Origin of the sequence: Cupriavidus oxalaticus (assembly GCF_016894385.1) — a bacterium.
Taxonomy (GTDB): domain Bacteria; phylum Pseudomonadota; class Gammaproteobacteria; order Burkholderiales; family Burkholderiaceae; genus Cupriavidus; species Cupriavidus oxalaticus.
In genome coordinates this window covers 2,509,913-2,533,155 of sequence record NZ_CP069812.1, presented here as the reverse complement: position 1 = coordinate 2,533,155, position 23,243 = coordinate 2,509,913, and the positions used below count along the sequence as shown (strand labels likewise).

Annotated in this window: 26 protein-coding genes; 3 read left to right on the top strand and 23 right to left on the bottom strand. The window is 63.8% G+C overall.

What is annotated here, in order from left to right:
• Positions 1 to 22: 22 nt before the first annotated feature.
• Positions 23 to 1,783, top strand: a complete 1,761-nt coding sequence (locus tag JTE92_RS24080; protein ID WP_063238241.1) for a P-loop NTPase fold protein — start codon at positions 23 to 25, stop codon at positions 1,781 to 1,783.
• Positions 1,784 to 1,837: 54 nt separating this feature from the next.
• Here the strand turns inward: JTE92_RS24080 and JTE92_RS24075 are convergent, their stop codons facing one another.
• The 23 genes from JTE92_RS24075 to JTE92_RS23965 form a co-directional block, all read right to left on the bottom strand.
• Positions 1,838 to 2,998: a phage late control D family protein gene (locus JTE92_RS24075; RefSeq protein WP_063238240.1), complete on the bottom strand. Its 1,161-nt coding sequence runs from the start codon at positions 2,996 to 2,998 to the stop codon at positions 1,838 to 1,840.
• Positions 2,995 to 3,420 (bottom strand): phage tail protein, encoded by a 426-nt coding sequence (locus JTE92_RS24070; RefSeq protein WP_063238239.1) that lies wholly within the window; start codon positions 3,418 to 3,420, stop codon positions 2,995 to 2,997. The genes JTE92_RS24075 and JTE92_RS24070 overlap by 4 nt, the downstream gene beginning before the upstream one ends.
• Before the next feature lie 2 nt (positions 3,421 to 3,422).
• Complete coding sequence (locus JTE92_RS24065; RefSeq protein WP_063238238.1) at positions 3,423 to 6,035, bottom strand: phage tail tape measure protein; 2,613 nt, start codon at positions 6,033 to 6,035, stop codon at positions 3,423 to 3,425.
• Complete coding sequence (locus tag JTE92_RS24060) at positions 6,032 to 6,148, bottom strand: GpE family phage tail protein (RefSeq protein WP_198065761.1); 117 nt, start codon at positions 6,146 to 6,148, stop codon at positions 6,032 to 6,034. Before JTE92_RS24060 ends, JTE92_RS24065 begins: the two co-directional genes overlap by 4 nt.
• Positions 6,130 to 6,459, bottom strand: a complete 330-nt coding sequence (locus tag JTE92_RS24055) for a phage tail assembly protein (RefSeq protein WP_063238237.1) — start codon at positions 6,457 to 6,459, stop codon at positions 6,130 to 6,132. Before JTE92_RS24055 ends, JTE92_RS24060 begins: the two co-directional genes overlap by 19 nt.
• Positions 6,460 to 6,519: 60 nt before the next feature.
• The gene (locus tag JTE92_RS24050; RefSeq protein ID WP_063238236.1) at positions 6,520 to 7,029 is read right to left on the bottom strand and encodes a phage major tail tube protein; all 510 of its coding nucleotides are present in this window, start codon (positions 7,027 to 7,029) and stop codon (positions 6,520 to 6,522) included.
• Positions 7,030 to 7,066: 37 nt separating this feature from the next.
• A complete protein-coding gene (locus tag JTE92_RS24045; protein WP_063238235.1) occupies positions 7,067 to 8,239 on the bottom strand; it encodes a phage tail sheath protein in 1,173 nt (390 codons plus the stop codon).
• A 345-nt stretch (positions 8,240 to 8,584) separates the two neighbouring features.
• A complete protein-coding gene (locus tag JTE92_RS24040; RefSeq protein ID WP_063238234.1) occupies positions 8,585 to 11,350 on the bottom strand; it encodes a phage tail-collar fiber domain-containing protein in 2,766 nt (921 codons plus the stop codon).
• 6 nt (positions 11,351 to 11,356) lie between these two features.
• Entirely contained in the window at positions 11,357 to 11,968 is a 612-nt protein-coding gene (locus JTE92_RS24035; RefSeq protein ID WP_063238268.1) for a phage tail protein I, read from the bottom strand.
• Positions 11,961 to 12,875, bottom strand: coding sequence for a baseplate J/gp47 family protein (locus tag JTE92_RS24030; RefSeq protein WP_063238233.1), 915 nt, complete (start codon positions 12,873 to 12,875; stop codon positions 11,961 to 11,963). The genes JTE92_RS24035 and JTE92_RS24030 overlap by 8 nt, the downstream gene beginning before the upstream one ends.
• The gene (locus tag JTE92_RS24025) at positions 12,872 to 13,234 is read right to left on the bottom strand and encodes a GPW/gp25 family protein (RefSeq protein ID WP_063238232.1); all 363 of its coding nucleotides are present in this window, start codon (positions 13,232 to 13,234) and stop codon (positions 12,872 to 12,874) included. Before JTE92_RS24025 ends, JTE92_RS24030 begins: the two co-directional genes overlap by 4 nt.
• Positions 13,231 to 13,848: a phage baseplate assembly protein V gene (locus JTE92_RS24020; RefSeq protein WP_063238231.1), complete on the bottom strand. Its 618-nt coding sequence runs from the start codon at positions 13,846 to 13,848 to the stop codon at positions 13,231 to 13,233. The genes JTE92_RS24025 and JTE92_RS24020 overlap by 4 nt, the downstream gene beginning before the upstream one ends.
• Positions 13,849 to 13,932: 84 nt before the next feature.
• Entirely contained in the window at positions 13,933 to 14,379 is a 447-nt protein-coding gene (locus JTE92_RS24015; protein WP_063238230.1) for a phage virion morphogenesis protein, read from the bottom strand.
• Positions 14,376 to 14,816, bottom strand: coding sequence for a phage tail protein (locus tag JTE92_RS24010; RefSeq protein WP_063238229.1), 441 nt, complete (start codon positions 14,814 to 14,816; stop codon positions 14,376 to 14,378). The genes JTE92_RS24015 and JTE92_RS24010 overlap by 4 nt, the downstream gene beginning before the upstream one ends.
• Positions 14,813 to 15,325 (bottom strand): hypothetical protein, encoded by a 513-nt coding sequence (locus JTE92_RS24005; protein ID WP_063238228.1) that lies wholly within the window; start codon positions 15,323 to 15,325, stop codon positions 14,813 to 14,815. The genes JTE92_RS24010 and JTE92_RS24005 overlap by 4 nt, the downstream gene beginning before the upstream one ends.
• The gene (locus JTE92_RS24000) at positions 15,322 to 16,128 is read right to left on the bottom strand and encodes an N-acetylmuramidase domain-containing protein (protein WP_063238227.1); all 807 of its coding nucleotides are present in this window, start codon (positions 16,126 to 16,128) and stop codon (positions 15,322 to 15,324) included. The genes JTE92_RS24005 and JTE92_RS24000 overlap by 4 nt, the downstream gene beginning before the upstream one ends.
• The gene (locus JTE92_RS23995; RefSeq protein WP_063238226.1) at positions 16,106 to 16,447 is read right to left on the bottom strand and encodes a phage holin family protein; all 342 of its coding nucleotides are present in this window, start codon (positions 16,445 to 16,447) and stop codon (positions 16,106 to 16,108) included. The genes JTE92_RS24000 and JTE92_RS23995 overlap by 23 nt, the downstream gene beginning before the upstream one ends.
• Positions 16,444 to 16,824, bottom strand: coding sequence for a putative holin (locus JTE92_RS23990; RefSeq protein ID WP_063238225.1), 381 nt, complete (start codon positions 16,822 to 16,824; stop codon positions 16,444 to 16,446). Before JTE92_RS23990 ends, JTE92_RS23995 begins: the two co-directional genes overlap by 4 nt.
• A gap of 17 nt (positions 16,825 to 16,841) precedes the next feature.
• Positions 16,842 to 17,045 (bottom strand): tail protein X, encoded by a 204-nt coding sequence (locus JTE92_RS23985; RefSeq protein ID WP_063238224.1) that lies wholly within the window; start codon positions 17,043 to 17,045, stop codon positions 16,842 to 16,844.
• The gene (locus tag JTE92_RS23980) at positions 17,045 to 17,512 is read right to left on the bottom strand and encodes a head completion/stabilization protein (protein ID WP_063238223.1); all 468 of its coding nucleotides are present in this window, start codon (positions 17,510 to 17,512) and stop codon (positions 17,045 to 17,047) included. Before JTE92_RS23980 ends, JTE92_RS23985 begins: the two co-directional genes overlap by 1 nt.
• Before the next feature lie 117 nt (positions 17,513 to 17,629).
• Complete coding sequence (locus tag JTE92_RS23975; protein WP_063238222.1) at positions 17,630 to 18,352, bottom strand: phage terminase small subunit; 723 nt, start codon at positions 18,350 to 18,352, stop codon at positions 17,630 to 17,632.
• Positions 18,349 to 19,374 (bottom strand): phage major capsid protein, P2 family, encoded by a 1,026-nt coding sequence (locus JTE92_RS23970; protein WP_063238221.1) that lies wholly within the window; start codon positions 19,372 to 19,374, stop codon positions 18,349 to 18,351. The genes JTE92_RS23975 and JTE92_RS23970 overlap by 4 nt, the downstream gene beginning before the upstream one ends.
• Before the next feature lie 49 nt (positions 19,375 to 19,423).
• Positions 19,424 to 20,260, bottom strand: coding sequence for a GPO family capsid scaffolding protein (locus JTE92_RS23965; protein WP_063238220.1), 837 nt, complete (start codon positions 20,258 to 20,260; stop codon positions 19,424 to 19,426).
• A 144-nt stretch (positions 20,261 to 20,404) separates the two neighbouring features.
• Between JTE92_RS23965 and JTE92_RS23960 the strand changes: the two genes are divergently transcribed.
• Complete coding sequence (locus JTE92_RS23960; protein ID WP_063238219.1) at positions 20,405 to 22,186, top strand: terminase ATPase subunit family protein; 1,782 nt, start codon at positions 20,405 to 20,407, stop codon at positions 22,184 to 22,186.
• Positions 22,183 to 23,235, top strand: coding sequence for a phage portal protein (locus JTE92_RS23955; RefSeq protein WP_063238218.1), 1,053 nt, complete (start codon positions 22,183 to 22,185; stop codon positions 23,233 to 23,235). The genes JTE92_RS23960 and JTE92_RS23955 overlap by 4 nt, the downstream gene beginning before the upstream one ends.
• Positions 23,236 to 23,243 lie beyond the last annotated feature (8 nt).

The window sequence follows — 23,243 nt, the reverse complement described above, 5'->3', positions numbered from 1 at the left end:
AGAAACTACAAAGGGAACATGGATGTCTCTCAAATCCACCAAGGAACAGCTCGTCCAATTGCTGACCGACGACGACACCAAAGTTATCGCCTTGTCGGGGAAGTGGGGCACCGGCAAGAGCCACATGTGGGAACAGGTCAAGCAGGAAGCTACGGACGAGAAGATCAAAGGCGCACTGTACGCATCGCTCTTCGGCGCATCATCCGTGGAACAGATCAAGCTCAAGCTAATCCAGAGCTCAGCCAAATCAGCAGAGTCGTACCCGGCACTGTTCAGAGGTGTCCAGCAGGCCTATAAGACGACCGTCAAGGCTCTGGAGGGCATTAACAAAGGATTTGCCGCGCTCAACGACATCGGTTTGCTTCTCGCGCCGGCATTGCTGCGGCAGAAAGTCCTCGTCCTTGATGACATCGAACGCAAGCATGAGAAATTGGGCATCGATGAGGTCTTGGGCTTCATTGACGAGTTCACAAAGCAGCATGGGTCGCGCGTGATACTCATCCTCAATGATGACCAACTCGACAAGCGCGAGGTTTGGAATACTCTTCGAGAGAAGGTCATTGACCAAGAGCTGAGGCTCACCACCTCGACCTCGGAGGCCTTCGAGATCGGCATCAGACTCGTCCCGTCTCAGTGGGCCACTCAGATCCAGCCCAACATCGAGCGCTGCGGGGTAACCAACATCCGCATCGTCTGCAAAGTCATCAAGACCGTCAATCGCATTCTCGGCAACAGGCCATCGCTCGGCGACGCCGTAATGACGCGCGTGATCCCGTCAACGGTCCTGCTGGCGTCGATTCACTACAAGGGCATCGAGGATGCGCCCGATTTCGACTTCGTCCTGGCTCAAGGTACCCCCAGCGACTGGGGCATCTTCCTTGGCGAGAAGGAGCCCGAAACGGACGAGCATAAGCGCAAGTCCAAGTGGAAGATCCTGCTGAACGACCTGGGCATTTATTCCTGCGACGAGTTTGAGCTGCTGGTCGTCGAGTTTCTCCAGTCGGGCTTGTTCGATGTCGCGACGCTGGCGGCACTCATCGACCGCTTTGTCGCGGAAGCGGAAGCTATGGATGCGCGCGACAAATGCAACAAGTTCTTCGAAAAGTCAGTCTGGGATCACAGGTTGACGGAGCAACAGCTGTTGGAAGAGGCCGCGCCTGTGGTGGCCAAGGCGAACCTCATTGACCCCTACATGGCTACCTCCTTGCATAACATCCTTGCAGAGATCCCCGGCGGCCAAGTGCTTGCCGACCAAGCACTGGATCGTTGGGTTGAAGCTTTCAGAGCTCGCGACCTCCAAGAGGCTGAACTGAACAATGTGCTTGGCCGAAGCATCCATCCTCGGATCGAGGCGGAATTCAATGCGATCAACGCCAAGGCTCAGGCCGGCACTTCAGTCTTCGATGCATGCGAATTCATCGTGAAGAACAGTGGCTGGGGAACCCGGCAGGAGCTGGCAATGCAGTCGGCGACCGTTGGAGATTTCGAGTCCACGATTCGCACCGTCTCTATCAAAGACCTTCGCCGATTTATGGCCAAAATGCTGGAGCTGTGCGCGAACAAAGGGGCCTACGTGAACCACTTCGGAACCGCCATGGACAACTTCGCCGCAGCTTGCCGTTGCATCGCCGAGGATACGAGTTCCCCCCGGCTTGGCAACCTGATTAGATCGTTGTTCTCCAGCTCGAAGATCTCCAGCTTACTTGAGCCTCCTACCCCTCCGCAGATTGCTCCGGTGGCTGCGGCGACTCCTTTGCCAGATCAGCCACAAGCCGGCGCCTAAGGGTTGCCGTGGAAGCTCCGGCAGTGTATTGATCGACAGTGCTTTCGGGGCCTCCTAAGGCCGCCACGGCGCATCGCTGGCGGCCTCTTCCTGCAGTTCCGCGGGCTTGATCTCCAGCTCCAGAGTCGTGATATAGCCGCGCTCGGTCAAATGGTGCGTGACCTTGGTTATCGTCCAGCCGGTATTGTCGATCTGCGGCTTCCACCCAGATACCACCGCCGGCAGCTCGGGGAACAGGTCTGGCCGCCCCCGTGCCAGCGTGATGCTGAAATTCGCCACGCCGCGCTGCATGCGCGCCCACTCGGCGCGCGCAGCGCGCTCGGCGTTGGCCTTCGTGGCGTAGGTGTGGCGCAGCACCTTCACGTTGTCCGGGTTCGGATAGGCGGTGACACGCGGCTTTGCCGTGGGCCTCTTTTTCCGGCCCTTGCTAGGGGCGGGGGCTTCCTTCACGGCCACGGCGTTGGAGGCATCGATCACCACCTCGCCCTTCTTGGCCAGGCGCGTGTCCTGGTAGAAGGCCTTGACCCCGTTGTAGTTGTCGCGGTCGGCCACCATGAAGCTGTGCGTGTCGCCGCTGGCCCGCGTGATGAGCACGGTGGGCAAGGGGATGCCTGACGCGCTGAGGGCCTCGCCGGCCTTGATGAACAGCAGCTTCCCCTGCTTGACCGTGGCGATCGCGTCATAGTCCTTCGCCATCCGCGTAAGCAGGTTGGCGTCGGACTCGCCCGTCTGGTCCAGGTGCTCCACGACCTGGTTGGCCAGCTTCGCGGCGATGACGGCCACCAGCTCGTTCTTGCCGGCGATCGCCCGCACGATGGCGCCGATGGTCTTGTCGCGGAACGAGCGCTCCTTGCGCGTGGTCAGGTCGCTGCCCAGGTCCGCGCTGCGCGCCCGGATGGTCAGCCGGTCGGGCGGGCCGGTGTGCTCCAGCTCGTCTACTTTGTACCGGCCTTTGTCGACTACCCCGGTATCGGCCCAGCCGAGGCCGAGCGACAGATGCACGCCCTTCTCCGGTAGCTCCAGCATGCCGTCGTGATCGTCCAGCTCAATGTCCAGCTGGTCAGCTTCGAAGCCGCGGTTGTCGACCAGCGTCAGGCCGATCAGTCGGCCCCGGAAGCGCCCCGAAATGTCCTGGCCGTTGAGCGCGAGCGTGTATGCCGGCTGCGGCACGTCAGAGATCAGGGCCTCACCCAGGTCCGTCGCGGTGAAGGTCATGACGCCAGCACTCCGGAGATGAGCTTCTCCCCAAGCGCCTCCATGCCGCCGTCGACGCGGGCCAGCTTGAGCGAAAACTCCAGCCGCCGCGCCTTACCGTCGGGAAAGAAGAGGGTACGGGTGACCTCCAAGTTCTCGATGACGAACATGCCGTAGTACCGGCCAGAGCCCTCGATCAGCACGTAGGACAGGCCAGCATCGGCCATGCCGCGCAGCACGTCGATGGTGTTGTCGCCGCCCGTCAGTTCCGGCAGCAACACTCCGGACAGCGTGATCGTCTCGTCGTCGGGGCCGAGGAACTGGCGCGCAGGGCGCCGGCCGACCCGGTTATTGGACGGGTGCCGCCACCCGATCTGCTGCTGGAAGGTTTGGTAGGGCGCTGTCTCCAGTGCGAAGACGAACAGCCCGAGGGCCATCATCATGGTCAATCCCTGTCGGTGAAGCGCGAGCGTGCCTGGGCGCCGCGCTGGGCTTCAAGCCGCCGGATCTCCTCGGCCACCATGCGGGCAATCAGCTGTTCGCTGCTCCCGGCCGGGGGGTGGATGTGGATCACGATCGGTCCCAGCGCGGCAGCCGGTGCCGCGGCGCCGGTGCTGCCTCCGGCGAAAATCGGCGGGCGCGTGTCGATGGCGACTTTGGCGGCGGCCTGCCCGGTGCCGATGACCATGCCGGCGCCGATGCCGGCGCCGATGCCGGCCAGCACCTTGGCCACCTGCGCAACGACGCCGAGCGGGCCGGCCTGGTTGCCTTCCAGACCCTGCTCCAGCCCGGCCATGGTGAAGCCGCCCAGCAGCGCGAACACGCGGCTCGGGGAGTGGATGCCCAGCCGCTCCTTGAACCAGCCGACCACGCTGTCGCCGATGCCGACGATGGTGTCCCGGACGCTGCCCAGCCGGCTGGTGATGCCGTTGACCAGGCCCTGCAGCAGGTTGGCGCCGAATTCGCTGAACCGCGCCGGCAGATCGAAGCCGAACCAGCGCAGCACGGGCGCCACTACGTTGTAGAGCGCGCCCATCAGCGACCAGTCCGCCACCAGGGCCAGCACGCCGGTCAGCCCGCCTTGGAATGCCGCGGTCACCTGGTTCCACAGGCCAGTGAAGAAGCCCTTGACCGGCTCCCAGTACTTGTAGAGCAAGTACGCCGCCACGCCGATGGCCGCAATTGCCAGCCCGATCGGGTTCAGCAGGAAGAGACGGCCAACAGTACCGGCGACGCCCATCAGGAATTTGAAGGAAGAGGCGAGGCGCGCGACGATGCCGGCACCGCCGCCCAACTGGATCCCGAGCATGGCCATCCCGTACCGGGCGATCACCATCGGCCCCAGGGCAGCGGCCATGGCAACGGTAAGGGCCCCCAGCACGGTCAGCAGCACACCAGCTGCTGCGGCGCCCTTGATGAGCCAACCCATCAGGGCAGGATTGGCCTCAGTGAAGGCGTCGAAGCGGCGCATCAGGTTGCCGAAGGTATCCATCAGGCCGACCAGCGTCGCGCGCAGGACCTCGCCGCTGGCGCTGCTCGAATTGAACACCTGGTTCTGCAAGCGCGCCCAGCGGGCCGACACCGTCTCTTGCCGTGCGCCAAACTCGCGTTTCATCGACCCCTGGGCCTTCGACCCGTTGGCCAGCTCCAGCTGCCGGCGGAACTCATCAGGCTTGTCGACCAGCTTGGCCAGGGTGTCCGAGTGCTCCATACCGACCAGCTCCACCATGACGCCGATGCGCTTGTCCTTGGGCAGCTTCCGGACGGCGTCTACCACCTTGAAAATGGTCGCGGTGGCATCGGTGGCCATGCCCTTCTGGATCTCTTGGGTGGTCAGGCCGATCTCGGCCACCGCGGCGTGGAACTTCTTGGTGCCTTTCTCGGCCGCCGCGAACTTTTGGGTGATGGCGTTGATGGCGGTGCCGGCGGTCTCGGTGCGCTCGCCCAGCGTCAGCAGGGTAGAGGCGAGGGCTGCGGCGTCGGCGGCCGGCATCGCCACGGTGGACACCACACCGGAGATGCGGTTGAGGACGTTGATGATGTCGCTGCCTTTGCTGATCGCGTCGTCGTCCAGGTAGTTGATCGTGTCGGCCAGCCCCATGATCGCGTTGGTCGGGATCCGGAAGTTCTTGGCCACCTTACCCATGCTCTCGGCGATCTCGTCCGGCACGGCATCAAAGGCCGTGGCCATCATCGCCACGGTGCGGGTGTACGCGATCAGCTCATTGCGGGGCACCTCCATGCGGGCGCCGGCGGTGACCATCTCTGCGATGGCCGTGGTGGGGATTGGCAGCTCTTCTCCAAGGCGCTTGATCTGGCGCGCCATGTCGTAATAGACCTGCGTGAGCTTGCCGCCATCGTCCCGGGCGCCGTCCACCTGGCGGGCGATGCCCAGCATGGCGTCCTCGAATCTGACATAGTCCTTCACCGCCTTGGAGATGGGCGTCAGGGTGATGCCACCGGCCGCCATCGTGGACACCCCGGTGTTAAGCACGGCATTTCGTGCCGCCATGCCCTTCTGGTATTGCGCATGGGCGGCAGCCATCTGCCGCTGGCGCTCGCCAACTGCCCGTAAGCGGGCTTCCTGCTGCGCCAGTGCCTGCGATGTGCTGGTGATCTGCCCGCGCAGGTCGCGCTGCGCCTGTCCGAGGCTGGCGGTGCTGATGCCGGCAGCTTCGAGCCGCCCCCGAACAGCGGCAAGGTTCTGCTGCAGCTCGCCGCCGCGCTGCTTGAGCGCCTGGGCCTCGCGCACGGCAGCCTGGAACCCTCGGGCCATGGCCGCCGTGGGCTTGTCCACTGCCGCCATCTCCTGCGACAGGGCCTTCACCTTGGCCTGCGTCGCGCGCAGCTGGTTCTCGGTGATGGCCGCGTCCTTGGACAGCTTGCGGAAGCTGTCGATGTTGGCCTGGGCCCGATTCAGCTCCTTGAGTTGATCACGCGTGGCCTTGACCGCGCGCGCCAGCTCGGTGCTGCTGCCCGCCATCGAACGAAACGGGCGGGTAACCCGGTCCACGGCCTGCAGCAGCACCTCAAGCTTCAGGTTCCGTGGGGTGCTCATTCATCCGCTCCGCTTCGTTCTCTGGCGCGCTCGCGCCAGTCCATCAGTTCGGCAAGGCCCATCCCAAACAGGTGCTCGGGAGGCCAGTGGAAGATCACTGCAACGTCGGCGATGGCGTCTTCGACTCGGTCGGGAATTCCTCGCCCTTCGCCGCCTTCGGCAGCAAAAAATTGCTCACCGTGGTGGCCAGCTGCGTCAGGTCGGCGGGATCCATCTGACTGACATCGTGTTGCGTCAGCGTCGGGGTGGTGATGCGCGGAAGCACGGTGTGCAGCGCGGTAACTTCCATGCGCATCAGGTCCATCAGGCTGCAGCCGCGCAGTTCGCCAGCGGACGGCTTGCGGACGGTCAGTTCGGTGATGGTCTGCTCGCCGCGCTTGATCGGGGTTTCCAGCGGCACGGTGGTGGTCACAGGGGTATTCATGGTGGTCAGTCCGGAAGAATGAAGTGGACACGGCCGGCAATGCGCCGGCCAAGGGCGGCGTTAAAGGCCGATCGCGCGGCGCTGCTCGGCCATGCGGTCGACGCCGAAGACGACCTCGATAAAGTTGATGTGATCGAGTTCGATCCACACTTCACCGTTCACCGTCAGCTTGTAGTAGCTCAGCGACGACTTGACCTTGAACTGGCTGTTGTCGCCCGCCTTGGCGTTGCCGAAGTCCAGTTCGGTGTGGCGGCCGCGAACGACGACCTCCACCGCATCCACTGCACCGGTGTCGTCGCGCTGATAGGCACCGGCAAAGCGGACCAAAGCAGCATCGGCACTGGTGACGCCGTACTGCTTCAGGATCGTGCGCATCAGCCCGCCATAGGTGGCCTCCAGTTCCAGCTTCTCGTTGCCCAGGTCGATGTCGATCGGGCCGTTCATGCCGCCCGCCCGGTACTCCTCCAGCTTGCGGGTGAGCTTCGGCAGGGTGACTTCCTCAGCCTCGCCGGCGTGGGAGACGCCGTCGGCGAAAACGTTGAAATGCTTTAGTTTGCTTGGCAGTGCCATGGGGTTGTCCTTGTCGGGTTGGCCGGGGCTGCTACGGTCAGGCCGTGACGGCCTGCGCGAACTGCATCAGGTAGCGGTCGGTGATGCGCTGGCGCAGCTTGAGGTTTTCCAGCGGCGGCACCGGCGTGTAGTCGTAATCGAGGGCCAGCTCGCCGTTCTTGAGCGTGTCCTTGGTGTTGACGTCGCCGTCGAACCACGCTTCACCACCCAGCAGGTAGCCATTGCGCACCAGGTTGCGCATCTTCGCGTTGATGCCTTCCAGCAGATCGCGCACCAGGGAGGGCGTCATGGGCAGATCCATGGCCCAGGCATGGGCTTCGGCCATGGTGTCAGCAAGAACCTGGGCAGTGCGGGTGTAGTTCTCGAACGCGAAGAGCGGATCTGCCGAGCAGGTACGCGAGCCCCAGAAGCGGAAGCCCTGGATATTGACCAGAGTGGTCACCTCGTTGCTGTTGAGATAGCCGGCATCGGTGGCGGGATCCTGCAGATCCCAGAACACGTCTTTCGACAGGCCGGTCACGCCGTTGACTGCGACGTTGGACAAGGTCTTATGCCAGCCCACTTCCTCGTCCAGCTTGGCGCGCAGGCCGGCAGCACGGGCGGTTGCCCACAGCGTTCTTTCGGCGTTGGCTACGGTGTCCCAGCCGACGAACTCAGGCCAGATCGTCATGAGTTCGCGCTGGCCAAAGTTGTCGCGGTAGGCCGCCGCTTCCTCCTTGGTCTCGCAGCCGAACGCCGACACGTAGGCAAAGGCGCGCAGCTTCTGGGCGATACCGGCCAGCTCGGTGGCCACGGGCAGGCTGTCCAGGCCGGGGATGGCCAGGATTCGCGGCGTCACGCCAAAGCGGTTCTTGGCTGCCAGCAATGCCTTCATGCCGGTATAGCGCCCGTCGACCGTCGTGGTGCCGATCAGGTTGCTGGTGGTCTCCGCTTCGCTGGCACCCTCGGCCACACGGACCACCACGGTCAGCGGGTTGGCCTGGTCGGTGATGGCGTCGAGCGTCTTCGCCAGCGTGCCTTCGTCCCCAGCCCTGCCGATGGAGTTCATCGGGTTGGTCAGCAGGACAGCCGTGTTGAGAGGGAACATCGTGGCATCGGCGTCCTCAGCGGTACAGACGATGCCAGGCACTGCGGTGGCAATGGTGCGGATGGGGCGAGTGCCTTCGTTGATCTCGATGACACGAACGCCGTGATGGTAGTCGGTTGGCATGTAATCCTCCGGGAAAGCCCGCCATTTGCAAGATGCTCTCGGTAGGATGTCTCGCACGCGCGTGTCTGTCGTGTGCAAGGTGTTGTGCCAAGTCTCTGCACAACACGGATCAAGATGGTGGCTTTGGTATGTATCGAACCCAGCCCACGCAGCGCACAATGCCCCAGATCATCCAGCCCCTGAGCCAGGGCAGCGGGCCACCACCCGCCGTGACGCATTCTCTTAGCCGCCGATCTGCCACGGCACGCGTGACCGTTCCGTTTATGCCGTAGTCGCGATCATGCTGGTGACAACAGTCATTTATGCCGTCCGGGGCGCCGCTCCATAAGGTGCAGTACCGCTTCTTCATTGCAACCCCGCGCGAGTTTCGAGTTGAACGACACGATGCTCAAGCCGCGCACATCGCCTACGTTGCACCGCAGCCTCAAGACAGAGCGCCAGCTCATATCGGATCCCATATGCGTTGCCGGCTGGCTTGACTAAGGTTTCGATCTCGCGAGAGCGATTCTCGATGCGCGTTTCTCCGTCCTTGTCCACCACCTCAATGGCTTCGGTGACGGCGATGGTCTCGTATTGCTCTGGCCATTCGTCATAGCAAAGTAGACCGAATGCAAAGGGGTCCAGGCCCGCCTCTTCAAAGGCATCCTTCACTCGTTGTGCGATCACCCCGAAATGCCAGCGGGCACCGTCCTCACCTTTTCGTGCAACAGCGTCCAGGAACTTGAACTGTTGGAAGTGAACCTGTTCCCAGGCATCAAGCGCAGCATCATCGATTTCCTCAATGAAGCTCTTCTGCCGCTCGTCAGATGTGCTGATGGCGGCGGTCCCGGCATGCATGACGCTGTAGCGCTGAGCAGGCGTACCACAACTCTTTGTGTTGTCGGATGCCGGTCGCGTGTTGTTCGTTGACACCAGGTCATTGCCGGCTGTCACATTCGCTGCAAAGCTGGCATTGAGTGACGTGTTGAACATCGAAAGCAGCGGTGTGCCGACGGAGTTCTTGAACGAGATGTTGTTGCCGGCAAAGACCGTTTCATCCGTCGCGCCATTTGAATGGACAAATTCAAAATTGTTCGCATTACGCATGCGAACGGAGCGGTCAGCCAGCCGATACTCGTACAGGTGAATGCCACCGGCGGATTCCAGGCGCACAGACGCTTCCCGCCATGGCCTGGACACATAGCTGCCATCTGTCAGTTGCGTGGGTATCTGCAAATACGGCAGCCACGCAGACCGGGGGTTGAAGTGCGTCAGATCAACGCTCGCCCCGATCTCTCCTTCCATGCGGAAGTTTTCTGTGTAACCGACGCCTTCGCTATTGTGGTACGCAATAGCTGCACCGTTCTCCCACTGGCACGTTGATGTAAGCTTCCAGTCCCTGATGTCTCCAAGCAGGCAGAGGCCAGCGTCCCGGGTTGTCTGCCACTTCGTGTTGTTGAAGGATACCGCTCGGATGGGAAATCCGTCAGCTTCTACCGCAGCGGCTTCACCGATGCCAAAGAACGAAGACGGCATCCTGCTGGCGTGATCCAGCGTTGCAAACAAGCAATCGTTAAACACGGAGGCACTGAAGCCGCACCCCTGGTTCGGAGCGCGCAGTACCGACACCGCTGCAGGCAAGGCCGGCGTCACACCTGTCAGGCGCAAGTCATCGCCAATGACCTCATACCCTGAGTAGGTATAGGTCTGTTTGGTTTCCGTGATTCGGAAGCTGTCGACAGCCGTGAAGCGGCACGACGGGTTGTACTTGACGGTGACAGTGTGGTCGGTGTTGGATACGACAGGAACTTGTGGTGCGTTGCGGATCAGGAGCCCACGTCGACCCTGGCCCATACATTTCGTGAAGCTGCAGCGCTCGGCATTTCCGACCTCGCTGAAGGTGCCATCGTTCTCCGTCAGCAACCACGCACCCATCCTCCAATAGCCAACGGCCTGAACGTTGTGCACGACGCAGTCATTCGCACCCCTAGCCCAAACGCCGATGTCCCAGTCGTCTCCGAGTGCCAGACGGCTTGGGTCGTTGTAGCCGGCAAGCTGATCACAGTTGACAACCAACCTTATGTTCCGCAACTGCGAGTTCTTGTTAATGATGACTGCAGCGCTAAATGGCTTCGGCGTCGCGGGTGAGCCGTTGGCAGAGTCGTTGAGCGTGAACTCCGTGAAGCTGAAGGTTCGATCATTCAGCGTCTTCGGCTCTCGGTAGTTGGTGATGTTCTGTAGCGTATGGACCTTCGGTCCAGTACCACAGAAGTAGATCGTTGTACCGGCCTGATCCGACTTCATCAGGTTGATTGGGTCGGGGCGGAAGGTATCCCAATAGTCGATGCCTTCGCCCTCCAGGATGCACCCCTGAAGCACTTCAAAACCCGTACCGCTGTAGTTGAAGCGGCCAGCGTTCGCGCCAATTCGCTTGGCGCCCAGCGCCATTGCCTCAAGCGCACTATCGATCGCACGTGTATGGTCGAGCTTTGGCGCCGGCGATAGCGCATCAGCTCTTTCGAAGACATTCATGAAATCGAAAAAGGTCACGCGCTCGGTGTTCTTGTCGTGCTGAGTGCGGGGAACCGCCCCCTCGTAAGGCTGCTGTACGGCGACCAAAGAGTCTCCCTGGCTGGCATCGAGCAGTGCCTTCTCTATGACCAAAATCTCATCGTCGACATACTGGCGCGTGGCGAGGACGATCGAAGGGTCGACCCTGATCTCAACGCACACGCCGGACGAGACGAGAACGACCATGCGCATCACCTGAGTACGGCCAGAGCCCTCGGCGAGCTGTGGCTTGTATGTCTCGGGACAGTTGCCGTAGTAGCACAGCGTGCCGTCTTCGTCGTACAGGCCGAGTTCTCGAATCCACCAGCCGCCGACGCTATCGGGGATCACCTGTTCGGCGATGTATTGGCTGCTGTTCGTCGGGTCAACCTTCAAGGTGTTCAACGGGGCGCGATGCTGCTCGTTGACCAATTCGCTGCGCTCTCGATTCGGGACAGGCAGAGCGCCGCCGCCATCGCCAACGGCCATGTGGGTGAACTTGAGGGGCAGGCCCAATGCCTGAGCACGCGCGATCTTGGCCTCGCCTGCGGCGGTCGGGATGATGAAGAAGGTCTGAGACATAGCGTCCTATTGGGAAACAGTGAGCGTGTCAATGGTGTGCGCCGAACCCACGGCGCCAATCATCCCGTTGACAACGACTTCTTCAGGGATATAGGGATAGACGGTCAGCTCTTCGCCGAGCAAGGCAACCGCAGAGTGGTAGATCGAGCTGCGCGTCACCATGCTGATGACCAGGCTAGTCATATGCCGCGATAGCGGTTTCGCGTCATCGATAAGGCGTTCCAGCTCCTCGTACATCTGCTCGGTGATTCCGATATCGAGCACACCGATTTCCAGCTGGAATGTGCCGCGCCGGCCTGGCGGAACCATCTGGTACCAGGGCACCACGCTGAGCAGGTAACCAAGCGGCTCGACCACGCGACGGATTGCACCGACCGTCCCCTTGCGCTCATGCACAAAGAAGGAGGTGTCAATGACCGCACGTTTTATCGATTCCGGCCACTTCGGATCCCATCGGTCGACTGAGCGCTCCCAAGCGAGGAAGGGCAATACGCCCGCAGGGCACTTCTTCGGGTCGCCAATGTCACGGACCGGGACAGGGATGGCATCGATGGCGGCGCCGGCCGCGGCGAGATTGCGCTCGACCGGGGTGGCGTTGGGTGGCAGCAGGCTACTCACGTGCGCCCCCATCGATGATGTTCACGCCCGTGCAATACGCGGCCTGCGTCTCATCCAGTTCCTCATCCTCGGCCGGCAGCCGAATCTCGACACGGGAGACACCCTCGGCAAACAGCGCGTTGTTGATCGCAGAACGGTCGATGTCGCGGCCCAGGCGACGGCTTTCTTTCCGGTACGCATCAATACGCCTCGCGGCCTCTGCAAGGACCAGCTCCCGCTCCGGGCCGCTGGTCTTTGTGTATACCGTCGCGTCAATCTGGTAGTGCGTGATGCTCGCCGGCTGGACGGTCACGCGGTCAGCCAGCGGCCGCACGTCCTCGTCGCTCAACGCAGCCTCCACGTTGGCCAGGACATCGGCCCCGACGGATCCGTCGCCATCCTTGCCGAGCACCGTCACGACAACCTCGGCCGGCTCGGGGCTGATAGCGCTGACATCGGCGATACGGCCGTCTGCGCTTCGCGCATGGAACTTGTAGCCCTCGCGCGGACCTGCCGTGGAAAGCCCCTCGAATGCAAGCTGGGTGCGTTCAGTAAGGGAATCGTCATCTTCCATGACGGCGGCCGTTGGCGGCACTGTGGTGTCATCTGCAGGCGTGACCACCAGTCGTTCCACGTTGTAGTTCGCTGCGATGTGCTCAAGGTCCTTGCCCTTGGCATAGGCAAGCATGCGCGCGCGTGCGGCGTCATTGACGCGCTGACGCAATACCGTCTCGCGGTAAGCGTTCTCCTGAATCAGCTTGACCACCGGCTCGGATTCGAGCTGTAGCGTCTTGGCGACTTCGGCCTGCTGGTCGACAGGATAGAAGCTGATGTACCGCGCCTTCCGTTCGGCGATGATCGTTTCGTAATCAATGGTCTCGACAACGTCTGGTGTGGCGAGGCGTGAAAGGTCGATCGGTCCGCTCATTGTTTTGCCTCGCGCAGAGGAATGGACAGCTTGCCCAAGGGGCTGCTGCGGGGACCGTCGATGCGATCCGCGTCCAGATCCACCGACATAGATCCTTCGCCATCAACGACGAAAGACACGGCATTCACCTGAACGCGCGGCTCCCATCTGACAATGGCTGCCACAGCCGCCGACATCACGCGCAGGCGGGTCATGCCGTTCAAGGGTTGGTCGATCAGCATCGGCACTTCCGATCCGTAGGCGCGGCGCATGACGCGCGTCCCAACAGGCGTCGTGAGGATGTCGCGGATGGACTGCCAGATGTGCGCCAGATCGCTGATGGCGAGCCCAGTGGCGCTGTTCAGGCCGGCATAGGTCATCGGGTGCCCTCCGTCCAATCTCCTCCGCGCTGCACGGCGCCGTGATCGTGGTCGTCCAGGACCACGCCGTTGGAGGAGAGGGCGCCGTCCTGGTGCGTGAAATCTCCCTTGATGGCGTTGCCATTGCTGCCGCCCTGGCCGGCGATGCCGTTCTGGTAAGAGAACAGACCCTTGACGGTCACGTCGCCGTCGAAGGTGGTGCTGGGGCACTTCACCAGCACGCTGGTGTCAGCTTCCAGGACCACGGTCTTGAAGCCGCCCACGAAGAGCGCGCCTGCGGCGTGGTTGTAACGGGTCATGGCGCCGTCCGGGTACTGCGTGACGGTCTCGCTGGGGTCGTGGCTGGGGACGTCCTTAGCATCGGAGGGGATGCCCGCGAGGATCACGCCGTTGGCCGGATCTCCGCTCGGGCAGAACAGCAGCACCTGCTCGCCGACGGTCGGCGGGTTCCAGGTGCGCGTGGCACCAGCGCGGCGCTCTACCCAGGGAAGCCAGGTCGTGGTGATGCCGCCAGCCGTGACGCGCACGCGCGGCGGCATGCCGTGCTGAACTTCGGCAACGGTGCCGACGCGCAGCAGGTTCTCGATCAGACGGAGGATTTCGGCGAGGTCCATGCCTGCCAGAGTGCCGTGCGCGCGCGGGCCGGTCACGCAAAGGGTGTTGTGGCCCGCTGGCTCACAACAGAAGGGGCCGCAGCGCTACGCAGCGAGATGGGCCAGTACCAGGTCCGTGATGCGCTCCACGTCGCCGTCGGCGAAGCCAAGCAATTCCCGGCGCGCGTACTGCACCTCCATGCCTGCTTTGTTCACACGGTCGCGCAGCCCGTACTGGTGGACCTCCGCGATGCGAAGCGCCCGGCTTGCGAAGGTGACCACTGCCGAGTTCGGGTCTGACTGGACCTTCATGAAGCGCGTGGTGCGTAGCCGGTTGAACATCGTGCGACGCACGCGGCCCGGGCGCAGGCGCAGTTGCGGCTTCCGCGGCTCGAAAACGGTGCCGTCCGGGTTGCGCTGTTCGGCGATGCGCGCCGACTGGCGTCGGCGCATCTCGGTGGCCACCTCGCGGAGAAGGGATCGGCGGGCAGCCGGCTCCAGCTTGACCAGCAATGCACTCGCCCACGCGGTGAGCTCGTCCAGATCGTTCATGGCGCAGGCGGAAACCAGCTCGCGGGGTCGTCGCCCTCGTTGACGGGCTCCGGCTGGTGGGTGACCTGGTAGCCACCGTCGGCCACCTTGACGGTGACGCGCTCAGTCAGCGGCACCTTGATGGCCAGATCGACGGTGTCATGGTTGAGGATGTCCGCTTCGAATCTGACGCCGTTGCGCTGCAGGTCGGGATTGAAGAACAGCTCGGACTGGTTGACCCGCAGCCAGGCCAGGAGCGGCACCATGATGGCGTTCGAGCTGTCGCCGAAGTCCACCACGATCATCGTGAGTGTGTACTGATATTCGAAGGACAGGGACCGGGCGCCCGTGGCGACGACGCGGCCCTCGTCCACGAAGATGTGCAGCTTTTCGGGATTGCGCGCCAAGTCGGGCACCGCGGCAGTGAGCGCCTCGCGCAGGCTGGCTGGCTTCATCATGGCGCAGGATCCTCCCCGATGATGGTCACGCCCTGGGCGCGCAGTGTCGCCTGCAGCGCGCTCAGCTGCTGGGCTGTTTCGTTGTTGACGGTGTAATTGGCTGCGACGGTACTGCCGACGGCAGAGAGTGCAACGCCTGAGGGGGCCGCATCAGAATCGCCGGGATCCGAGTCGAGCACGTCACCGGTGGCGGCGGCGTCGTGCAAGCGCACAAAGCCAACAGGAACAGTGCAGGCGGCATCAGCTTGAACGGTGACATAGCGGGGAACCTCCTTGATGATGGTGTCGCCCTTGACCCGGATGGTCTGGACACGGTCGACGTATTCGGTGACGGTCACGATGCTGCTGTCGGTGTTGTCGATCTGCATGCGCAGGCTGGCCGCTTCCGCCACTGCATCGTCGGCGCGCTTGACGGCGGCGTGGTAGCGGTGGGTTACCCAGGAAGCGGCGCCGGCCGCAGTCAGCAGAGCGGCGAGCGCCGCGAGGACAAGGGCGAGGGTGCGATTCATGCCGGCTCCTTTTCCTCGACGTCGTAGCGCGCGAAAGCACGCGCCAGCTTCACGTCGTACAGGTTTTCCTTGTAGGCCGGGCCGTTGTAGAGCCGCGCGAAGGTGGCCCACTGCTTGGCGCGCAGCGCACGCAATAGGGCAGGATCGGCCAGGATGAAGCGCACGAAGGCATCGAGCTGGGCCGCTTCGGACATGCGCATGGCTTCGGCGAATTCCTGCACGCTGGTGAAGCCGAGCAGCTCCCAGTGGTACCCCATGATCTGGAAGAGGCCCCAGCTGGCCGAGGCGAGGGCGCACGCCTGGTCAATGGCTGCAGCCTGCGCGAGGCGCATGTGTTCGCCGGCGCCCCCCACATACCCGCCGCGCACCGGATTGACGAGGTTCGGATACTGCCGGGCCAGCGCGTCGGCGTCGTGGCCGGCGGCCCGCAGCTGGCGGTACATGATGTGCCGCTCGAACAGGATCACCGGCCGACCGTCCGGCAGGAAGCCGCTGCCGCGGCTCTCCACCTCGTTGACCGCGCGCACCACCGCTACCGGCACGCCCAGTTTGTCCGCGGCTCGCTGCAGATCCGCCGCCGTCAGGTGCTCGGCCTGCTTTCGATCGCGCTGTAAGGCCGCCAGCGTCTTGGGGCCGGCGACGCCATCCACCACCAGGCCATAGCGCGACTGGGCGGCCATCACGGCCGCGAGCGTGGCCGCATCGAACTCGGCATTCAGGTCGAGGGCGGCGCCGCGCAGGCGCAGCAAGCGCTGCAGCTCGCGCACCTCGGCGCCCACATCACCGCGTCGCAGGATCGTCATGGCAGGAACTCCGAAGGAAACGCACCAGCCAGGAACTGCCGCCATCGGACACGCCGGTCATGCGGAACAGCTCCACAATATTGCCGCGCACGGCATAGACCGCCAGGCACATCACGGCGGTGATGCCGTTCTGCGCCAGCAGCGCCCACTCGTAACGCCCGAACAGCACGCCGATGGTGACGGACCCGGCCAGCACGATCAGCAGGTAGGCCAGCCGGGAGGCCCAGGGCCGGTGGGCGGCGCCGTCGCGCCGGAACAGGAGCAAGCGGGCGGCGATCAGTGCGCACAAGGCCGCCTGGATGAGGAAGAGCAGGGTCACTTGTTGCCTCCTTGGCTGTTGCCTCGAATGATCGTGATCAGCCTGTCGCTGTTGCCGGCCAGCCGGATCAGCGCCAGCAGGATCTTGACAAGCACCGCGGACGCGACCAGGGCGCCCACGCCATGGCTGACCGCGGTATCCGTGGGCAGGGCTTTGGCGATCAGGGCGGCGGCCAGCGGCGCGGCCAGGCAACCGGCCACCATGGAGAGCACCAGGAAGGCCAGCTTCTTGGGCGTCGACATCTCATCTGCGTTCAGCACGAACACAGCCGCGCCGGCGAAAGCGCCGAGCACGGTCGCGGCATCCACGCCTGGCAGCAGGGTGATGGCACCGACGCTGGTAACCGCGAGCGCGGCGGTGGTGCTGGGTTCAGCCATGGTCAAGTCCTTGGGGTTCAGTCCCACAGCTGCACGCGCTGTACGGCGGGCTGTGGAGGGGTGTCCGGCAGATCGATGACCGTGCCGTGAGGGAGGACCGGGCCGAGGTCGGCCAGGCCGGGATTGGCTTCGAAGACTGCCTCGGTGACGCCGGCGGTGCGCCCGTATATGCGCTGGCATACGCTGTCTACGGTGTCGCCCTGGACAGTGCGGACGCGCATCAGATCAGATCCACGGTGGTGCGCGTGATGCCACGGATGTCGCTGATGGCCCAGCGCGCGTCGCGGCGCAGGTCGTCAACGGCCAGCATCATGGTTTCCGCCTGGCGGTCGCCGCTGGCAGTGGCGTCATAGTCGCGGTACCGTTCGATCAAGCCCGCGCGTGCCTGGCAGTACACGGCCCGCAGGTAGCGATGCACATGGGCCGACTTGCCGTCCACGCTTGGCGCCGGCACCGCTTCCAGGGTGGCGTGGCCAGCGGCCTGCTGGTCTGCCTGCCAGGTGGCCAGCTCTTCATTGACCGACAGGGCGGCCTCGACCAGCGCGGCGCGCAGCCGATCCGGCGTCACGGTGCCGTCCTGGCGCATCGTGGCCAGGGCCTGCGCGAAATCCAGCTCGGGGAAGAAGCCGTCGTTGGCGATCGGCGCCTGGCCGGTGCTGGCGGGAGCGGTGGCGATGAAGGAAGACATGGGTTCGCTGGAATCTGGAGGCGGTGGACGGGGCAACCGGGTTGGTCTGCTGGCCGTGAGGCCGGGCGCGCCGCTGGGTTGCCCCGTGCCGCCTGATGCGCGGGGTCACGCTCGGTGTCAGCCGCGGCCGTCGCCCTCCTTAGCGCCGGCCTGGGCTGCGTTCTTGATCTCGCGCTCGAGGCGCTCGATGTCCTTTTTCACGCCGACCTTGTCGTGCAGCTCCAGGGCGCGGCGCAGGTTGCGCAGTGCGAACTCGCGCCGGTCCTGCTGCCGGTCCGGCGGCGTGCTGTCGACCAGGGCGGCGTTCGCATAGCCCACCGCCTTGTGCAGCTTGGCGCGGACCTCGTCGGGCATGTCCTGGTCATTAACCAGCATGCCGACATGGCCCAGGGTCTCCACGTCGACCGGTTGCCCGGCCTCGACGGCCTTCAGCGTCATGGCGGAGTACTCCTCCGCTATCAGGCAGGCCGTGGTGCGCTGGTACTGGTCAGGCATGACCAGGCCGTGCCGGATGGCGTAGCTCGCCAGAGGCAGCGCGCCGGCGAAGTCGCCCACGTCGATATTCCAGACCATGACCGACATGAAGACCTCGTCTTGCACGCCGGCATCCGCCTCCAGCACCCCCTGCACCCAAGCCGCGTAGGCGGGAAGCATGGCGCGCTTGGCTTCGGCCTTGCGTTCGATCGACTGGATCAGCTTGAGCTGCCGCTTGTGCTCGGCCAACTGCGCCAGCATCAGCTCGTGGCCCGAGGCGTGGCGCAGCGGGTTCTCCGCCTCGGCTGAGGCGGCTGCCCGCTGGGCGCTCACGCGCAGAAAATGGTTGCGGGCGGGACTCGTCATTCGGCGGCCACCTCGATCTTCTCGGCCATGGCAGCGCAAGCCAGATCCTCGATTACATACGCATCGTTGCTGGACTCGTAGTTTTCGATGCGATCGCGCTTGGCGTTGTCCACGATCGTGCGGCGGCGCGAGCCTTCCTGGTAGTAGATCGACAGGTTGTCCAGGCGCGTCACCAGCAGGGCATCCGGCGGGAAGTAGGGCACCCGCACGGCCGGCAGGTTGCCGATGCGCTTCTGGCTCATGATGATGTCGGCGGCCAGCTTCTGCGTCGGGTCGCGGTCCTTGTTCAGCAGCGGGAAATACTTGTCGGCCAGCAGCTGGCGACCGCACACCACCACCAGGTCCGGATCCTCGGCGTACCACGGCGCGATCAGGTGGCTGCACAGGTCGAAGACCAGGGCGTCCAGGCTGGCGTAGTCGCGCGCGACATTCGAGTCGGGGCCGCCGACGACGATCTTGTCGACAGCCTTGCCCGAATCGATCACGCGCTCCGGGGCTTCTTCGCGCAGGTGCTGCAGCCAGCCCTTGTTGACGTCCTGCAGCATCGGGTTGGTGGCGCGGTTGGACGTGGCGGCGCGGCTCACGCCGTTGAAGCCGATCAGTATGCGGTCCAGCGCCTGGCGGCGCAGGATGGCGTCGCGGATACGGGTCTGGAAATCGGGGAACTTGGCCCAGGCATCCAGCATGCGGTAGGTGATGTGGGTGTCCGAGTTGGTCTGCTCGCAGCGGTAGCGGCGGTCGTCCAGGGCGGCGATGTCGCTGGTCTGGCGATCTTGGGCAGCGGTGTCAGTGGTGCTGGCCACCGGACCGGACACGCCGAGTCCGATCTTCTCGCCTTCCTGCTCGGTCACGCCATAGACGTTGATCCGGCCGAGGAATTCGCTGGATTCCTGCACTTTGGTCTCCAGCTTCTGCTGGACGCTCGGCTGCACGCTGAACTTGCGGTCCACGCGATCGACGCCATTGATCTCGGCCACTTTGGCCTCGTATGCCGCGTACTTCTGGCGGGTATCGTTACGCATTGAGTTGGCTCCGGGTTAGAGGGGGTGTTGTCGCTGTCCGGGGGCCGGCTCAGCAGTCGGTTTCGATGACCTTGCCGTCGCCGCCGGTGGCGGGGGGGCGGCGGCTGAAGTCTTCCTTCCTCTCCAGCGCGCTCTTGAGCGTGCTGAAATCTTCCTTGCCCTTGGTCTGGTCGGCCTGCAGCGCATCCAGACGCTTCGTCACACCGTCCATGGCCTTGGTGAAGGTCTCGCCCATCGACTGCACCTCCTTGGCGATGGCTTGAACGGCTTCCTGCGTGTCGGCGTGGCGCGCATCGTTGCCTGCCTCGGACTTGTCCTGGCGGGCGAAGAGCTTCTTGATGCTGGCGGCGAAGCCGGCGCCGGGCACGGTGGTCGTCGTTGGCTCGTCGGCAAAGTCGAGGTCGACTTCCACGGCTTCGGAGAACAGATTGCTCGGGTCCTGCTTGCGATCGGCCAGCGGGTTCGCCTTGGCCTTGGCGCTGAACTGCAGCATCTCGCAGCCCAGGCTGGCAGGGTTGTCCGTGACGGCCAGGCCAACCAGATACGCTTCGCCGGTATCGGCGAAATCGGGCTGCACTTCCATCGAGCAGAAGACCTTCTGCCGGGCCTTGTTGAAGGCGATCAGCTCGGCAGTCGGGTCGAGCTGCGCATAGAGGCGCATCTTGCCGCCTTCCTCTTCAGTCTTGAGTGCGAGCACGTCGCCATACGCCTTGAATGGGCCATCGGGCACGATGCCGCGGATGTGTTCCAGGTTGATGCGTGCGCCGTAGGTGCTGGGGTCATAGCTGACCGCCATCTGCACCAGCATCTCGCGGTCGATCACGCGTCCGTCGCTGGTCGCCCCTTCGGTGGCAATGCGGAAAAACTTCGGGTTCTTGCCGGCCATGGTGTCCTCATATTGGCGTGGTTCCGTGTTGGTGTTGCCATCTTCGGCGCCGTGTCACGCGCGGGCAACGATGGGCTGTTGTCGGCATCCCTGACACAACACAGGCGAGGTGGCACGCGCGCGCGCGAACGGTAGCGTTGCGGCATGACTACGCTTCCCCCTCTGTCCCTGCTGTCATTCGATCCAGAAATGGGGCCGCGCCGCATTGCGCGTGCGCTCTACTGGCAGGGCTACCGCGTCGCTCGTATCGCTGAGGTGCTCGGCGTCAAGCCAGCGACCGTTCACAGCTGGAAGCGCCGAGAGCGATGGGACGAGGCTGATGCCGTCGAGCGCATTGGTACCAGCATCGAGACGCGCATGGCGCGACTGGTGGCGAAGGATGTCAAGGAGGGCAAGGACTACAAGGAGATCGATCTGCTGGGCCGGCAGATGGAGCGTCTGGCGCGCGTGCGCCGCTATGAAGACAGTGCCAATGAGGCCGATCTCAACCCGAAGGTGGCCAACCGAAACCGCGGGCCGCGCAAGCAACCTGAGCGCAACGCGATCAGCGACGAACAGCAAGAGCAGCTGGTCGACGCCTTCATGGATTCGATGTTCGACTACCAGCGCACCTGGTACGAGGCCGGCCTTGTCGAGCGCATCCGCAACATCCTGAAGAGCCGGCAGATCGGCGCCACCTGGTACTTCGCGCGCGAAGCCTTCATTGATGCGCTGACTACCGGCCGCAATCAGATCTTCCTGTCCGCCAGCAAGTCGCAGGCCCACGTCTTCAAGCACTACATCATCCAGTTCGCCAAGGATGCCGCCGGCGTGGAGCTGAAAGGCGATCCGATGGTGCTGCCCAACGGCGCCACGCTGTACTTCCTCGGCACCAACGCGCGCACGGCCCAGAGCTACCACGGCAACCTCTATCTGGACGAGTACTTCTGGATCCAGCGCTTCCAGGAGTTGCGCAAGGTGGCCTCCGGCATGGCCATCCATGCGAAGTGGCGACAGACGTATTTCTCGACGCCATCAAGCCTTGCACATGAGGCCTATCCGTTCTGGTCTGGCGCACTGTTCAACCGCGGCCGAAGGAAAGACCAGCACGTACAGGTCGACGTGAGCCATGCGCACCTGCAGGCTGGCCGGCGCTGCGCCGACGGGCAATGGCGCCAGGTCGTGACCGTCGAGGATGCGGTGCGCGGGGGCTGCAACCTATTCGACCTTGAACAGCTTCGCCGCGAGTACAGCGATGCGGACTTCGAGAACCTGCTGATGTGCGGGTTCATTGATGACACGGCGTCGGTGTTCCCGCTGTCGATGCTGATGCGGTGCATGGTCGACAGCTGGGAGGTGTGGGAAGACTTCCGGCACTGGTCGCCGCGGCCTCTGGGCAACCGCGAAGTCTGGATCGGATACGACCCCAACGGCGGGGGTGGGGACAGCGCAGCGCTGGTCGTCGTCGCGCCGCCGCTGGTGCCGGGCGGCAAGTTCCGGGTGCTGGAGAAGCACCAGTTCCGCGGCATCGACTACGAAGAGCAGGCCGGCGCAATCCTGAAGGTCTGCGAGCGCTACAACGTGACCTACATCGGCATCGACCGCACAGGGGTGGGTGATGCCGTCTACAAGAAGGTCCTCGTCTCCCGCCCGGACACGCAGGGCTTCACCTATTCCGTGGACGTGAAGACCAGCCTGGTCCTCAAGGCCACCGACGTCATCAGCAAGGGCCGGCTGGAGTTCGATGCCGGCTGGACGGACTTTTCCTCCTCGTTCATGTCCATCCGCAAGACCACAACTGCCGCCGGCGGCCGCGTGACCTACCAAGCCGGCCGTTCGGAAGAAACCAGCCACGCCGATCTGGCCTGGGCCTGCATGCACGCACTGGCCCACGAGCCGATCGAAGGCGTGACCACGACCAACACCAGCATCATGGAGTTCTCATGACCCGCAAGAAGAGGCGCCGCGATGCGGCTGTTGCAAACCATGTCAATGGGGGGGCCGCGCAGACACCCGCCGCAGCTGGGGCTGAGACATTCAGCTTTGGCGATCCGGTCGCCGTCCTCGATCGCCGGGAGCTGCTCGACTATGTGGAGTGCATGCGCGTGGGGGAATGGTTCGAGCCACCATTGCCTTTCGATGGCCTGGCGCGCAGCTTCCGGGCCGCGGTGCATAACAGCTCGCCCATCTACGTGAAGCGCAACATCCTGGTGTCAACCTTCATTCCGCACAAGCTGCTGTCGCGCTCGGCATTCGCGCGCTGGGTGCAGGACTTCCTGGTGTTCGGCAACGGCTATCTGGAACGACGGGACAACGTGCTGGGCCGGCCCATCTGCCTGGAGCCGGCTTTAGCCAAATACATGCGCCGCGGCGTGGATATGGGGAGCTACTTCTTCGTGCAGAACTGGCAGGACAAGCACGCCTTCAAGCGGGGCAGCGTTTTTCACTTGCTGGAGCCGGACATCAACCAGGAGGTGTACGGGCTGCCCGAATACCTATCGGCGCTCAATGCCACCTGGCTCAACGAGGCCGCCACGCTTTTCCGGCGACGCTACTACAAAAACGGCAGCCACGCCGGTTTCATCCTCTACATGACCGACGCCGCGCAGAAGCAGGAAGACGTCGACAAACTGCGCGAGGCGCTCAAGAACAGCAAGGGCCCGGGCAATTTCCGCAACCTGTTCATGTACGCGCCCAACGGCAAGAAGGATGGCATCCAGCTGCTGCCGGTCTCCGAGGTGGCGGCCAAAGACGAGTTCTGGAACATCAAGAACGTGACCCGCGACGACCAGCTGGCCGCGCACCGAGTGCCACCGCAGCTGATGGGCATCATCCCAAACAACACCGGCGGCTTCGGCGACGCGGAGAAGGCCGCTATGGTCTTCGCACGCAATGAAGTCAAGCCGTTGCAGGACCGGCTCATGGAAGTGAACTCCTGGCTAGGCCAAGAGGTTATCCGGTTCGAGCCGTACTCTCTTGGCGACAATAGAGCGTAGCTCAATGC

Coding starts and splice junctions, on each gene's coding strand:
- JTE92_RS24045 (WP_063238235.1), bottom strand. CDS start 8,239: ATGCCAACCGACTACCATCACGGCGTTCGTGTCATCGAGATCAACGAA.
- JTE92_RS24080 (WP_063238241.1), top strand. CDS start 23: ATGTCTCTCAAATCCACCAAGGAACAGCTCGTCCAATTGCTGACCGAC.
- JTE92_RS23960 (WP_063238219.1), top strand. CDS start 20,405: ATGACTACGCTTCCCCCTCTGTCCCTGCTGTCATTCGATCCAGAAATG.
- JTE92_RS24050 (WP_063238236.1), bottom strand. CDS start 7,029: ATGGCACTGCCAAGCAAACTAAAGCATTTCAACGTTTTCGCCGACGGC.
- JTE92_RS23965 (WP_063238220.1), bottom strand. CDS start 20,260: ATGGCCGGCAAGAACCCGAAGTTTTTCCGCATTGCCACCGAAGGGGCG.
- JTE92_RS24065 (WP_063238238.1), bottom strand. CDS start 6,035: ATGAGCACCCCACGGAACCTGAAGCTTGAGGTGCTGCTGCAGGCCGTG.
- JTE92_RS23980 (WP_063238223.1), bottom strand. CDS start 17,512: ATGTCTTCCTTCATCGCCACCGCTCCCGCCAGCACCGGCCAGGCGCCG.
- JTE92_RS24075 (WP_063238240.1), bottom strand. CDS start 2,998: ATGACCTTCACCGCGACGGACCTGGGTGAGGCCCTGATCTCTGACGTG.
- JTE92_RS24070 (WP_063238239.1), bottom strand. CDS start 3,420: ATGATGATGGCCCTCGGGCTGTTCGTCTTCGCACTGGAGACAGCGCCC.
- JTE92_RS24010 (WP_063238229.1), bottom strand. CDS start 14,816: ATGATGAAGCCAGCCAGCCTGCGCGAGGCGCTCACTGCCGCGGTGCCC.
- JTE92_RS23985 (WP_063238224.1), bottom strand. CDS start 17,045: ATGCGCGTCCGCACTGTCCAGGGCGACACCGTAGACAGCGTATGCCAG.
- JTE92_RS24030 (WP_063238233.1), bottom strand. CDS start 12,875: ATGAGCGGACCGATCGACCTTTCACGCCTCGCCACACCAGACGTTGTC.
- JTE92_RS24000 (WP_063238227.1), bottom strand. CDS start 16,128: ATGACGATCCTGCGACGCGGTGATGTGGGCGCCGAGGTGCGCGAGCTG.
- JTE92_RS24005 (WP_063238228.1), bottom strand. CDS start 15,325: ATGAATCGCACCCTCGCCCTTGTCCTCGCGGCGCTCGCCGCTCTGCTG.
- JTE92_RS23990 (WP_063238225.1), bottom strand. CDS start 16,824: ATGGCTGAACCCAGCACCACCGCCGCGCTCGCGGTTACCAGCGTCGGT.
- JTE92_RS24055 (WP_063238237.1), bottom strand. CDS start 6,459: ATGAATACCCCTGTGACCACCACCGTGCCGCTGGAAACCCCGATCAAG.
- JTE92_RS23955 (WP_063238218.1), top strand. CDS start 22,183: ATGACCCGCAAGAAGAGGCGCCGCGATGCGGCTGTTGCAAACCATGTC.
- JTE92_RS24025 (WP_063238232.1), bottom strand. CDS start 13,234: ATGACCTATGCCGGCCTGAACAGCGCCACTGGGCTCGCCATCAGCGAT.
- JTE92_RS24015 (WP_063238230.1), bottom strand. CDS start 14,379: ATGAACGATCTGGACGAGCTCACCGCGTGGGCGAGTGCATTGCTGGTC.
- JTE92_RS23975 (WP_063238222.1), bottom strand. CDS start 18,352: ATGACGAGTCCCGCCCGCAACCATTTTCTGCGCGTGAGCGCCCAGCGG.
- JTE92_RS24020 (WP_063238231.1), bottom strand. CDS start 13,848: ATGGACCTCGCCGAAATCCTCCGTCTGATCGAGAACCTGCTGCGCGTC.
- JTE92_RS24040 (WP_063238234.1), bottom strand. CDS start 11,350: ATGTCTCAGACCTTCTTCATCATCCCGACCGCCGCAGGCGAGGCCAAG.
- JTE92_RS23970 (WP_063238221.1), bottom strand. CDS start 19,374: ATGCGTAACGATACCCGCCAGAAGTACGCGGCATACGAGGCCAAAGTG.